Origin of the sequence: Nocardia sp. NPDC005825, from assembly GCF_040630175.1 — a bacterium.
GTDB lineage: Bacteria > Actinomycetota > Actinomycetes > Mycobacteriales > Mycobacteriaceae > Nocardia.
Window position 1 is genome coordinate 25,004 of the sequence record NZ_JBEXXC010000011.1, and the last position, 12,163, is coordinate 37,166.

Annotated in this window: 9 protein-coding genes; 3 read left to right on the top strand and 6 right to left on the bottom strand. The window is 71.6% G+C overall.

Annotation, left to right across the window (positions count from 1 at the left end; all coding sequences use genetic code 11):
* Position 1 precedes the first annotated feature (1 nt).
* Together ABZ382_RS26815 and ABZ382_RS26820 are read right to left on the bottom strand one after the other, a co-directional pair.
* Positions 2–1,180, bottom strand: coding sequence for a polysaccharide biosynthesis protein (locus tag ABZ382_RS26815; RefSeq protein ID WP_357094648.1), 1,179 nt, complete (start codon positions 1,178–1,180; stop codon positions 2–4).
* 218 nt (positions 1,181–1,398) lie between these two features.
* The gene (locus ABZ382_RS26820) at positions 1,399–2,532 is read right to left on the bottom strand and encodes a DUF3068 domain-containing protein (RefSeq protein WP_357094155.1); all 1,134 of its coding nucleotides are present in this window, start codon (positions 2,530–2,532) and stop codon (positions 1,399–1,401) included.
* Between the two features lie 277 nt (positions 2,533–2,809).
* Here ABZ382_RS26820 and ABZ382_RS26825 point away from each other — a divergent pair, with 277 nt between their 5' ends.
* Positions 2,810–3,871 (top strand): acyltransferase, encoded by a 1,062-nt coding sequence (locus ABZ382_RS26825; protein WP_357094651.1) that lies wholly within the window; start codon positions 2,810–2,812, stop codon positions 3,869–3,871.
* A gap of 13 nt (positions 3,872–3,884) precedes the next feature.
* Here the strand turns inward: ABZ382_RS26825 and ABZ382_RS26830 are convergent, their stop codons facing one another.
* The 4 genes from ABZ382_RS26830 to ABZ382_RS26845 all read right to left on the bottom strand — a co-directional run bounded on the left by ABZ382_RS26830 (position 3,885) and on the right by ABZ382_RS26845 (position 10,172).
* On the bottom strand, positions 3,885–8,063 hold the full coding sequence (locus ABZ382_RS26830) for an alpha-(1->3)-arabinofuranosyltransferase (RefSeq protein WP_357094654.1): 4,179 nt from the start codon (positions 8,061–8,063) through the stop codon (positions 3,885–3,887).
* 85 nt (positions 8,064–8,148) lie between these two features.
* Positions 8,149–8,319: a DUF2613 domain-containing protein gene (locus tag ABZ382_RS26835; protein ID WP_071812209.1), complete on the bottom strand. Its 171-nt coding sequence runs from the start codon at positions 8,317–8,319 to the stop codon at positions 8,149–8,151.
* A 103-nt stretch (positions 8,320–8,422) separates the two neighbouring features.
* Positions 8,423–9,514, bottom strand: coding sequence for an isochorismate synthase (locus ABZ382_RS26840; RefSeq protein WP_357094158.1), 1,092 nt, complete (start codon positions 9,512–9,514; stop codon positions 8,423–8,425).
* Between the two features lie 163 nt (positions 9,515–9,677).
* Positions 9,678–10,172 carry a universal stress protein gene (locus tag ABZ382_RS26845; RefSeq protein ID WP_357094160.1) on the bottom strand — a complete coding sequence of 165 codons (495 nt, stop codon included), beginning with the start codon at positions 10,170–10,172 and terminating at the stop codon, positions 9,678–9,680.
* Positions 10,173–10,564: 392 nt separating this feature from the next.
* Here ABZ382_RS26845 and ABZ382_RS26850 point away from each other — a divergent pair, with 392 nt between their 5' ends.
* Positions 10,565–11,005, top strand: coding sequence for a hypothetical protein (locus tag ABZ382_RS26850; protein WP_357094163.1), 441 nt, complete (start codon positions 10,565–10,567; stop codon positions 11,003–11,005).
* Between the two features lie 16 nt (positions 11,006–11,021).
* Positions 11,022–12,131, top strand: coding sequence for an ADP-ribosylglycohydrolase family protein (locus tag ABZ382_RS26855; RefSeq protein ID WP_357094166.1), 1,110 nt, complete (start codon positions 11,022–11,024; stop codon positions 12,129–12,131).
* The last annotated feature ends 32 nt before the right edge of the window (positions 12,132–12,163 follow it).

Sequence of the window (12,163 nt, forward strand, 5' to 3'; positions counted from 1 at the left end):
CCTACGTTCCGGTCGGCCCGAGATCGGGGACCCGCGAAGGGGTCTCGGCGTCGTCGCGGGCCGTGCGCAGGGTGACCGCTGTCAGGACCAGGGTGGTGACGGCCGCGGTGACCGTGGCGATGAGGATCAGGGTGAGCACCGAGTGGGCGCAGGTGAGCATGACCGTCACTCCGGCGCCCAGCCCGATCCAGGTGATCGCCGCGGGCGCGGTGCGGTCCGCCGCGATCGCCGACAACAGCACCGCTTGCAGAACCGCCAGCAGGGCGCCGTCGAGCGCGAACAGCCACAGCAGTCCTTGGATCGGCGCGTAGTCGCGTCCCGCGAACAAGGGGGCGAGCGGGGCGGCCAGCGCGGCGCCGAGCACCGTGACCGCGCCGATCCCCATCAGCACCGCCAGCGCGGACCGCATCGCCCGCGCGGAGTGCTTGGGCTGCGCCATCTGCGGATACAGCACCACGCCGACGGCCTGCGGCAGCCAGAACGCGATCTTGGCCGCGATCGCACCCAGCGCGTACCGCCCGGCATCGTTCTCGCTGAGCACGATTCGCGAGATGAGCAGATCGGCCGACGACAACGCCATCAACGCCGCCTGCACCTGCGCGGCCCGGAAGACCGGCACCACCCCGAGCGCCAGATCACGGGCGCGTTCGCCGACGGGAACGGTGACGGTGTCGGCCACCCGCCGCGCCGCGACGGCAGCGGTCGCGGCTCCAGCTGCGCCCGCCCACAGCGCGGGCGCGGGCCCGCCGCCGACCGCGAGCGCGATCAGAGCCGGAGTCACCCGCAGGATCGCCGCGCCGCCCAGCACCCAGGCCAGCGGCCGGAATCGGCTGCCACCCTGGAGAATCCCTTGTTCGCCCGCGAGCAGGACCAGCAGGGGAGCGGAGCAGAGTGCGCCCGCGGCGGCCACGACACTCACCTTCAATACGAGGGCGACGATCGGCACCAGCACGACCGCGGCCGCCGCGACCAGTGCGGCGCAGCGCAGCGCGAGTATGCGCACGGCCGTCATGGGCGCGCCGCGCACCACTTCGCGCGCCACCACGTTCTGCAAGGCCAGCGCGGGCACCGCGCACAGCACCTGGATCGCCAGCAGGCTCGCGAAGGAGCTGTATCCCGTGACCCCCAGCCAGCGGCTGGCGAGCAATTGCAGCAGATACCCCGCGACATTCGCGGTCATCGCCCCCGCCGTCACCAAGGTCAGGTCCTTGACCACGGGCAGACGGCGTACAACAGACACGCCCGCAATGCTCCCATCCGCCCGGCGGCGACCGTTCCGCCACCCCGGCTGGGCCGCGAACCCGCTCGCGCCGCGGGCCTCGGCCCTCGGCCCGTGCCCCCGAACGACAGCGGCCCAGCATCTCGAAAGATGCTGGGCCGCTCGCTGAACGGGTGCCGCTAGGGGCGCTTGTTCATGTCGATCTGCTGGGTCGGCGGATCGAACGAGCCGGGGCCGGGGCCGCCCGCGGGGGCGGGGAAACGGCGGACCGGGGTCTGGCCGCCCTTGCCGAGCAGGCCGAGCACGATGCCGGCGATCAGGAAGAGCAGGCCGACGACGCCCAGGATGATCGGCAGGGTGCGGCCGTAGAGCGACAGCTTGTCGATGTTCTCCTTGGCCACCGAGATCTGCGACTCGATGGTGTTCTCGTCGAACACCAGGGTCGACTTGAGCGCGGTCACCTCGGGCTTGTCGCCGGTGCGGGCGTAGAACAGGTGAATCTGCTCCTGGCCCTTGATGACGGTGCCGGTGTCCGGCTCGACCCACAGGTCGCGGACGTTGGTGTAGAAGCGCGCCATGGTGACGTCGCCGTCGCCTTCCACGCCCCACTTGGCGGCGGGCAGGGTCAGCTTGTTGGTCGGCGAGTTCGCGACGGTGGACAGGTCGGTGACCGGCGCCGTCATCTGGAAGTGGTAGGTCTTCAGGCTGTTGATCTCGGCCTCGTCGACATAGTTGATGTCGTACGACTTACGCGTGTTGAGGTCGAAGTACGGGTACGTCTTCTTCTCGGTGCCGATCGGGAAGCGGTACTGCAGACCGGTGTGCTGCACCGGGTCCATGACCGACTCGCCCTTCTTGTCGACCGTGACGGCGATCGCGCCGTTCGGGCCGCCGTCCACCGACTCGACCGGCTCACCGGTCTTGCGGTCCACGGTGACGCGGTCGATGCTCGCGGTCAGCAGGCCGGTGTCGCCCTGCTTGTCCGTGCGGCGCAGGGTCTGACCGGCCTGAATGGTCATTTCCGAAGCGTCGGACGGGTTTTCGACGGTGAGGAAGCGCTGCGAGACGAGCGGGACGTTCTGGTCCACCTTCGCCGAGCCGGTCGTCGAAGTCAGCGACTTCGAGTCCAGCACCTCACTGGGCGCCCCGGTCTGCGGGTTGGTCGCGACGGTCGTGATCTCCAGATCCAACGGCGTCTTCGCGAGGCGGCTGACCGTGTAGGTGGGGATCATGATGGCGGCGACGAGCAGCATCGCGCCGAGCCCCACGAGTACGCAGGCAACCGTCTTTCTGGTACCGGCACTGAGTGCCATGCAGGTTCTCCTCGTCGTCGAACGCGTGTTTCTTCCAGTACTGCGGTCGCCGCGCAGCACTCGTGAGCCCAGACACTAACAGTCCGAGCGGTCCCTGAGTGCGGCCGAGGCAGGAAAACACCCCGAAACGCCCCCAAGTCAAAAGCCGGATGATCCGCGGATCACCCGCAAGGCACACTGGGACCCGATGACGACGACCACCCTCACCACCGCGGAGACGCCCGACCTGGACCCGGCGCAGGTCCGTCCGGGCCGCTTCGTTCCCGCACTCGAGGGCATGCGCGCGCTCGCCGCCCTGGGGGTCGTGCTCACCCACGTCGCCTTCCAGACCGGCGCCACCGGACAGCCGGTACTCGGCCGGGTGTGGGAGCGCTTCGATCTCGCGGTCGCGGTGTTCTTCGCGCTGTCCGGATTCCTGCTGTGGCGGCCGCACGCCGCGGCGGCTCGCGGGCACGGGGTGGCACCGAGCGCCGGACGTTATCTGCTGCACCGCGCGGCCCGCATCCTGCCCGCCTACTGGGTGGTCGTGTGCGCGGTGCTGATCCTGCTGCCGAGCGCCGCGCACACCGCCGGACTGCGGGTCTGGCTGTCGAATCTCGGCCTGCTGCAGGTGTTCGTGCCGTTCACGCTGACCGACGGGCTCACCCAGATGTGGAGTCTCTCGGTGGAGGTCGCCTTCTATCTGGTGCTGCCGCTGCTGGCGTTCGCGCTGGTGTGGTTGCGCGGGCAACGGGCGCGACTGCGGGTGCCGGTGGTGCTCGGCCTCGCCCTGATCGGTCTCGGCTGGAACTTCCTGCCCGTCCCCACCCCCGACGGCATCCACTCCGACAACTGGCTGCCCGGCTACCTGCCCTGGTTCGCGGTCGGCATGCTGCTCGCCGAACTCGCCGACCAGCCCGCGCCGACCTGGCGGCGGGTGGCGGGCAACCGCTGGTTGATGTGGCCGCTCGCCGTGGCGGCCATGGTCCTGGCGACCACCGACCTGGCCGGGCCGCGCGGACTGGTGCACGGGCAGCCCTGGCAGTACGCCGCCAAGATGGCGCTCGGCGCGATCGTCGGCTTCGGGCTGATCGCCCCGCTGGTGCTGCGGCCGGACCTGCCGCACCGATTGCTGGAGTGCCGGGTCGCGGCCACCCTCGGCCGCTGGTCCTACGGCATCTTCATCTGGCACCTCGCGGTGCTGTCGATCGTGTTCCCGGTGTTCGGCGTGGTGCCGTTCCGCGGGCATTTCGTGGCCGTCTACGTCTTGACCGTCGTCTTCACGCTGCCCCTGGCCGCCGCCAGCTTCGCCCTCGTCGAGGAGCCGGTCCGGAAGTGGACGCGCCGCCGCTTCGGCTGAGCGGCAGGGCGATTCAGCGGCGCGGCGGCAGGGCCGCGATCCCGACCGCGATGATCGCGACCAGCGCCGGGAACTGCACCCAGAGCGAACCGCCGACATAGCCCTCGAACGACCGCCACGGCCCGGTGGACAGCGCGGCCGCGCACACGGCGGTGCCGCCGCCCGCGAGCGCGACCAGGATGCGCGACCAGCCGCGCGGCCGCAGATGGTCGCCGATCAAACCGAACACGGTGAGCACCAGCGCGACCGGGCCCGCGATCAGACCGGCCCCGGCGGCCAGGCCGAGCCCGGCGAGGGTCCGGCTGCGCCAGGCGCGCGGCGGCGGGCCGTCCGCGCGGACCGGCGACCGCGCGCCTCGGAAGGCCAGCGCCAGCAAGGGAATCAGCAGCAGCAGGCCGCCGAAGATGGCCGCCCGGTACCAGCGGTCGGTGGGGAAGGAGACGGTGATCGGGCCGTGCGTGCCGGCCGGCACCAGCCACGCCTGCTGCCAGCCGTTGATCACCACGGGTTCCAGCGCGGTGCCGTCGGCCGTCGTGGCCCGCCAGCCGACATTCGTGGACAGCGGCAGTACCAGCACCTGGGTGCCGGTCGCCTCGGGCGTCTCCGTCGCGGCGGGCAGGGGAGGGGTCCGGTCGAGGCGCAGCTCGTCGACGGTGAACAGGTCGGTCGGCGCGACCGCGACATCCACGCGCCCGGAGGGGAATTCGAAGGAGTGGTCCTCCGACGCGCCGCCGCCGTTGTCGTCGACCCCGCACACGGTGGCGGGCAGCGGTGCGCCGGAACGCAATTCGGCCGCGGTCCCGGTGACGGTGGTGTGCAGGGTGCGACCGGCGGCCACGATGGTGGGCCCGTGCGCGCAGTCGATGGTGATGGGCCGATTCGGATCGGCGGATGCGGGATAGTCCGGGCCGAGCACGGTCACCTCGGCCAGGCCCGGCGGCTGTTCCTGCGCGAAACCCAGTGCGGTGCGGTCCAGTACGCCGTCCCAGCTCTGCACCGAGATCTCGATGCGGCTGGTGACGGTCGGGTACAGCTCCAGGCGGGTGGTGGCGCCGGAGTCCGGCTTCACTTCCCGCACCTGGGGGCCGTCGCCCAGGTTCACGGTGACGGCGGTCGGGTGCGCGGGGAGATCGCCGCGCGAGGGCGTCACGGTCAGCCCGGTCACCAGGGTGGGGGCCGGAAGTTCGATGGTGAGCGTGGGTTTGGGCCCGGCCGGATTGCGCACCGTGGTCTCGGGCGCGGTCCAGCTGGTGAGCGGGTCGCCGTCGGTGGCGGCGAGCGCGGAGCCGCGCGGGTCCGCGACATCGGCCCGGCCGCGGGCGATGGGCCGGTCCGGATCGGTGAGCAGGGCCTCCAGGGCGGGGCCGGGGCGGGTGTGCACGATCAGGTCCGGGGCCACGGTGACGGGTTCCGGAACCTGGAGGGTGCGCTCGAACAGGCTCGGTTCCTCGGCGGCCAGCGCCAGGCCCTTGCTGCAGCGGATCCGGTCGGGGGAGTCGAAACAGGCGCTGCGGCCGGGGAATTCCTGTCCCAGGTCCCAGCCCGCGACGGTGGCGCCGGCGGGGGCGGGCGGGAGCACGGTGCGATGCCGGATGTCGACGGTGACCGGGTTCTCGCGGTCGGCGTAGTCGTCCAGACTCAGTTCGGCGATCCCGAACTGTCCACCGGCGCTGCCATCCTCGGTGTGCACGGCGGTGATCTTGATCCAGTCGGTGCGGCCCGGCGGCAGCGAGATCGACACGGGTGCACCGGGTTCGGTGATCCGGCCCGCGACGGTGCCCTTGGCGGTCTCGACCTCGACCCACTTGATCGGACTGCCGATGGCGGCCGGGCTGGTGGTCAGCCGCAGCACCGCCGAACTCACCGGCTTGTCCAGGTCCAGCCGAAGCCATTGGCCGACAGCGTGTTCGGCACCGTTGCTGATCCACGCGGTGGCCGGGTCGCCGTCCACCACGGCGGCGGTGGAGCTGCCGGGCGCGGCCCCGCCCAGCTGGGTGGCGTCGCCCGCGGCGCTGGAGGCGGTGACGGTCGCGCCGGACCATTCGCCCTCCACCAGCGGTGCGCCGGGCACCGGATAGTCGGGGACCAGATTGTGGGTGCGGCGGGCGTCGCCGGGCGCGCGCAGCGCCGAGTTGTGGTTGTCGACGCGCCCGAAGTCGGCTTCGCGGTCCATCGGGGTGTCGGTGATGGTGACGCCGTGCTGCGGCAGTCCGGCGGTGTTCGCGTCGGCGGACAGCAGGACCGGTCCGGCGGGCACGGCCGGATTGCGCCGCAATCGTTCCACGACTTCCGGTCCGCCCTGCACGACAGGGAGATTCGCCAGCGGAACGGTGAACGCGCCCGGGAACGAATCCGGCGCGCCCGCGCCGCTGCGCACGCCGGTGGGCGTGCCGGGCGCGGGTACCTCGACGCGGTAGATCTCGACGGCCGGGTAGCCGGGCCGCAGATCCCCGTCCGAGACCAGGCCCTCGACCTTGCCGGTCTCGATGGGATCCCCGAATTCGGTGACCTTCCGGATCCCCGGCGACCCTTCGATGGCGCGGTGCGCCAGCATCGGCCGGGTCGAGCGCGAGGTCTCCGGGTCGAGGTCGTTGCGCAGCACCAGGACTCCGATGCCCTGTCCGGCCAGCGTGGCCGCCAGGCCCGCCGACGGCCGTCCGTCGGCGATGAGCCGCTGCACCGAATCCATGGCGCGGATCGCGCCCGGTGGGTTGAGCGGCACCGCGTCGCGTACCGCCCACGGGGTGCTCGCCAGCGCCTGCATCGGCTCGTCGCGGGTCAGACCCCACACCTGGGAGGCGAACGGCGCGCCCGGCACGATCAGCGCGCGGGTGTCGGAGGCGTTGTGCGCCAGCCAGCCCGCCGTCTGCCGCCAGTAGGCCGGGACCTCGTCGTAGCTGCCGCGCGGTGCGAGCTTGCCGGTCCAGGCCAGCGAGGTGGACAGGGCCAGCGCGGTCAGGATGAGCGCGCCCACCGCCACCATGCGATCGCGTTCCGGGTGCGCGAACGCCCTGCGCCACACCGGCATCGGCACGGAAGCGGGCAGCGGGACCCGGGCCAGCAGGTGCGCCAGCCCGAGCACCAGCGGTAGTCGGATCAGCGGTTCCAGCTTGTGCACGTTCCGCAGGGGCGCGCCGCCGGAGTCCAGGAACAGGCGCACCTGTTCGGCGAACGGCCCGCCCAGCGCGCCCGCGTAGCCCGCGCAGATGCCGGTGAGGCCGACGATCAGGATCAGCACCAGCCGACCGCGATTCGGCATGGCCCGCATGGCCAGACCCGCCATGCCCGCCGCCGCCAGCAGCCCCGTGGCCAGCACCGCCGCGGGCTGGGTGACCAGCACCGCGCCCGCGATGCGCTCCGGCGACACGAACGGCGTCCAGCTGTCGGTGCCGCGCAGCACCTCGCCGAGCGAGGCCCACTGCGTGGTCACGCCCGAGGACTCGATGTAGTCCAGGAACGGCGGACTCACCTTGCCCAGCAACAACAGTGGCACGACCCACCAGAAGGTGCCCAGCGCCAGCAGCGGGATCCAGGCGCGGGTGAACCGCCACCACATCCGATTCGGCCGGTACGACAACCACCACAGGGCCGCGGGCAGGAAGGCCGCCGCCGTGGCCACCGCGTTGACCGAACCCATCAGGGCGAGCGCGAGCGCACTGCCCGCCGGCGTCGCCATCCCGCGCTTCGGTGGTTCGGAGTTCCCGTCCCGCCGCATCGCCACCCCCAGCGCGGCCGGGGCCAGCAGCACCCACGGGGCCAGCATCATCGGCAGCGTCTCCGAGGAGATGGAGCCGAGGGTGGTCAGCACGCGCGGCGACAGCGCGAACGCGACCGCGGCGATCACCCGCGAACCGCGGCTGCCGATGCCGAGGGTCTCGCAGAGCCGGACGATGCCCCAGAATCCGGCGAGCAGCAGCAGCGCCCACCAGATGCGCTGGGTCGCCCACGCGGGCAGTCCGAGCACGTGCCCGAGCGAGAAGAACGCACCGTGCGGGAAGAAGTAGCCGTACGCCTGGTTCTGCACCTGGCCCATCGGGGCCTGGCTACTCCACAGATGCGAGGCGCGGGACAGGAAGCCGAGCGGATTCTGCGCCAGGTCGTACTTGGTGTCGGCGACGGTTTGCCCGGGGGCCTGCAGGAAGGTCAGCAGGAATGCTGCGATGACGCTGCCGAGCAGCCAGCGGCGGCCCAGCGGCGCGGTAGTCGGCGACCGGTCCTCGTCCGGACCGGTCGCGGACTGTGAGTCTTCGGTGTGGTCTGGTTCGGAGGTCGTCCGGTCAGCGCGAGCCGTACTCAACGTTGTTCAGCAGCGACGACGAGGCGTCACCGCTGCGGTCGATATCGGGCCGCTTGTCCTGCGAGGCCGCCATTGTGATGACCAGGACCGCCGCCAGGCCGACGAGGGCCCCACCGACAGCACTCGCTGCACCAGGAACGGCAAACTTCATCGCGGTACTCCCAACATCGGACGCATGCGTAACCCGGCCAACCTAGCAGGTTTTGCGCGCCGGGATTCGCGACGCTCGGTTACTCCGGAATCGCGCAGCCCGGCTACTCCGGAATCGCGCAGCTGAGTCCGCCCAGGAAGGTGCGGAGTTTGGCGGTGGTCTCGTGGAGTTCGGCGACCGGGTCGGAGGCCGCGACGATGCCGCCGCCGGCGGAAGCGTGCAGGGTGCGGGCGTCGGCGGCGAGCTCGGCGCAGCGGATCGCCACGAACCAGTCGCCATCGCCGGCGGCGTCGCACCAGCCGACCGCGCCGCCGTAGAAACCGCGGTCGCCCTCGAGCGCGGTGATGGCGTCCAGCGCCAAGTCGGTGGGGGTGCCGCAGACCGCGGGCGTGGGGTGCAGCAGCACGGCCAGGTCCAGGGCGGTCGTGGCCGGGTCGCGCAGCACGCCGCGGATGGGGGTGGCCAGGTGCCAGACCTCGGGGGTGGATAGCAGTTCGGGGGCGTCGGGAATGGATAGCTCGGAGCACACGGGGGCCAGCAGTTCCCGGATCCAGTCGATCACGTAGGCGTGCTCGTCCCGATTCTTGGTGCTGGCCAGCAAATCCCGGGCTTGCTCGGCGTCGGCGGCCGGGTCGGCGAGCCGGGGCAGGGTGCCCGCCAGCGGTCGCAGGGTGACGGCGCGGCCGTGTCGCGACACCAGGGTTTCCGGGGTCGCGCCGAGCAGGGTGTCGCCCGGTCGTCCGGCGGCGGTCAGGTCGACGGCGTAGACGGCGGCGCGCGGATGCCTGGTGACCAGGTGGGCCGCGATCACCTCGGGTTCCAGCGCCGCCGCCGCCGCCACCCGCAGCGCGCGGGCGGCCACCACCTTGCGCAGCGGCTCCGCGGGATCGGCCAGTTGCTCGACCAGTTTGGCGACCCGCGCGACATGGTCTGCGGCACTCGGTATTTCGGCGACGACCCGTACCTCGGGCAGCTCCGGCAGGGCGGCGGGCCGCCACGGACCGGCGGTGTGGAGGGCCTGCTCGGGGGCGGTCAGCGCGGCCCGCCCGCGCGGATCGAACGGCAGTGCGCCCACGATCAGCTCGGCCGCGCCGGACCGCAGCGCCGTGCTCGCGGCCGCCGCCGAGTCGAACGCGGCCCGGGTGCCGGAAGTACGCAGCACACCGTCCGGGGTCGCGAGCAGAAATCCGTCCATGATGGATCGACGATAGCCCCGCGCCCGCGCGCCCAACCCCCGGGAGCGACGCATCTCTCACCCCGCCGTCGGCGTGGTGAGACGGATCACCGTGCGGCCCAGCATCTTTCCCGCAAGCGGTGCGATCCGGCCCGCGAGTGGGGCGCCGACCAGGGCCGGAGCCTCACCGACCGGCGGTTTTCCGGTCGGGTTCGCGGCCCGGCGGCACCATCAGCACCGGCCGGTGGCAGTGCTTGAGCACGGCGTCGGCGACGCTGGAGTGCATGAGGGCGCGGATGCCGGTCGCCCCGCGGGTGCCCGCCACGATGATGTCCACATCCAGCTCGTCGGCGGTCTCGACGATGGCGGTCCAGATGGTGGTGCTGCACTCCACGGTGCGCGCCTCAGCATTGAGACCGGCCAGTTTGGCCAGCCGCACACCTTCGGCATTGATATTCCGGGCGTCCACGAGCGCGATGTCCTCTATTTCGTCGTCGGTCATCCACTCCGGCTGCATCACCCCGGACAACCCCGACAGCCGCGCGGCCTGTCGCACCATCGGCTCCCACGCCGTCAGCACCACGGCCCGATTCGCGGCCAGGAACCGTCCCGCGTATTCGACGGCCCGCCGGGCGTTCTCGGAGCCGTCGTAGGCGATCAGCATCAAATCGCAGGGCATGACGAACCTCCTGGTAGGAACGCCTCTCTGTCCCCGACAGTACCCCGTGAACCGTCCGTCGAGCCTGAACCGCGAACCGTCCGTCGAGCCTGAACTCGGCGTTCGCGGCCGTCTCGATTCTGGACTGCGGCTCGATAGGCCTCCGCCTTGGAGCGGGGGAGCGAAGCGGAGGAGCGGAGGAGGGAAGAATCGAGACCTCGGGGCCGCGAACCCGCCCGTAGCGGAGCGGAGGGCAAATAGATACGGTCGCAAGTTCTCCACAGTTTGCGAACGATTCACCCAAAGCGGTGGTGCGATGGGGGGTACGGGTTTTCACTGAAATTGTCGGCTGTCGCCGACGATCGACATCGCCGTCGTTGGAGCAGGGCCCGAACGAGGGGTGGATTGTGCGGTTGGACGAGCTGACGACCCCGCAGGAGTGGGCGCGTGTGTACCGCTCCCTTTTCGGTCTCCCCTACGTGCACGTGACCACCCCCGGCTTCGTGGTGCTACCGCTCAACGACTCGATCGCGGCGTTGAACACCCCGGAATCCTTGGGGGGCTTGATCCTTCACGAGATGGTGGGGCGCGGCACGCCCGGCCCGGTGCTGGTGCGCGACAAGCCGCCGCGCCGCACCTTCCTCGCGGTCTTCGACGGCTACCCCGCCGACGACCTGCTGGAGTTGCTGGAGCGCAACAGCGTCGACATCGGCCCGCACCGCAGTAATGTCATCCTGCCCACCGGATTCGGGCGGCACACCCACGAGGGTCGCTGGTGGGCGCGCGAGCCCCGGCGTGACGAATCGCTGCCGCTGCTCTCCGAGGTGGTCGCGGCCACCCGCGCGGTGCTGTGACCGCTGCGGTATCGAGGTGACGATCGAGGCGGCCATGTTCGGCCATCATGAGGCCGACCCCCGTGCCCTGCTGTATTACGAGTGGTGTCAGCGCGCCGAATCCGGTTATGCCGTGGACGACTTCGAGGAAGAAGTGCACGAGCTGGCGAACACCGACCGGCCGGTTCCCGCGGCCTGCTGGCGACTCCTGGACAAGATCGAACACGCGCCCCGGCTCCCGGACTGGCCGTACACGGAGTGGGCCGACGCGCCGCACCCCGGCAATCCAGCCGGGCGCGAACAGGATTCGGCCGGAACACTGCCGGAATCGGAACTGCTGGATCGCCTACACGGCGGCTGGCTCGGCCGCCACACCGCCCGCTCGCGTGCCGCCACCGAGGTCGACTACGCGATGCTCGGCCTGCACCTGCTGGAACGCCGCGGCCTCGACTTCAGCCCCGACGACGTTGCGGCCGAATGGCTCGAGCGCCTGCCCTTCCTGTGGACCTACACCGCCGAGCGGGTCGCCTACCGCAATCTCATCGACGGCTTCGCCCCTCCCGACACCGCCACCTACCGAAACCCGTACCGGGAGTGGGTCGGCGCCCTCGCCCGCGCCGACATCCACGGCTACACCCACCCCGGTCACCCCCGCCGGGCTGCCGACGCGGCCGCCCGTGACGCCTCGATCTCCCACACGGGCAACGGTTTATGGGCCGCCATGTGGTCGGCCGCCCTGATCGCCGCCGCCTTCACCGACCAGGTCCCGGCCTCGGCGCTGACCACCGCCGCGGCCGTCGTCCCGGCCCGTTCCCGCCTCGCCGTGGCCCTGGCCGAGGTGCTTGCCGACCACGCTCGCGACGACACCTGGGAGCGGGCGGTGACCGCCGTCCACGCCCGCCACGGCCACTACAACCGGGTGCACGCCATCGGCAACGCCTGCCTCATCGCGGCCGGATTGCTCTGGGGCGACGGCGATTTCGACCGGACCGTCACCCTGACCGTGCAGGGCGGCTGGGCCACCGACTCGAACAGCGCGACCGCCGGGTCGGTGGCGGGCATCCTGACCGGGGCCGCCGCGCTATCCGCCACCGACGGCAGCGGTCTCGCCGCCCTGGCCGACCGCACCCGAAACCTGTTCGTATAGCCCCGGATACGAGAAAGACGGTGCGATCCGAG

Bases quoted from the DNA above. Each gene is read 5' to 3' on its own strand.
- ABZ382_RS26840 (WP_357094158.1), bottom strand. From the start codon at position 9,514: ATGGACGGATTTCTGCTCGCGACCCCGGACGGTGTGCTGCGTACTTCC.
- ABZ382_RS26825 (WP_357094651.1), top strand. From the start codon at position 2,810: ATGCGCGCGCTCGCCGCCCTGGGGGTCGTGCTCACCCACGTCGCCTTC.
- ABZ382_RS26835 (WP_071812209.1), bottom strand. From the start codon at position 8,319: ATGAAGTTTGCCGTTCCTGGTGCAGCGAGTGCTGTCGGTGGGGCCCTC.
- ABZ382_RS26820 (WP_357094155.1), bottom strand. From the start codon at position 2,532: ATGGCACTCAGTGCCGGTACCAGAAAGACGGTTGCCTGCGTACTCGTG.
- ABZ382_RS26845 (WP_357094160.1), bottom strand. From the start codon at position 10,172: ATGCCCTGCGATTTGATGCTGATCGCCTACGACGGCTCCGAGAACGCC.
- ABZ382_RS26815 (WP_357094648.1), bottom strand. From the start codon at position 1,180: ATGACCGCGAATGTCGCGGGGTATCTGCTGCAATTGCTCGCCAGCCGC.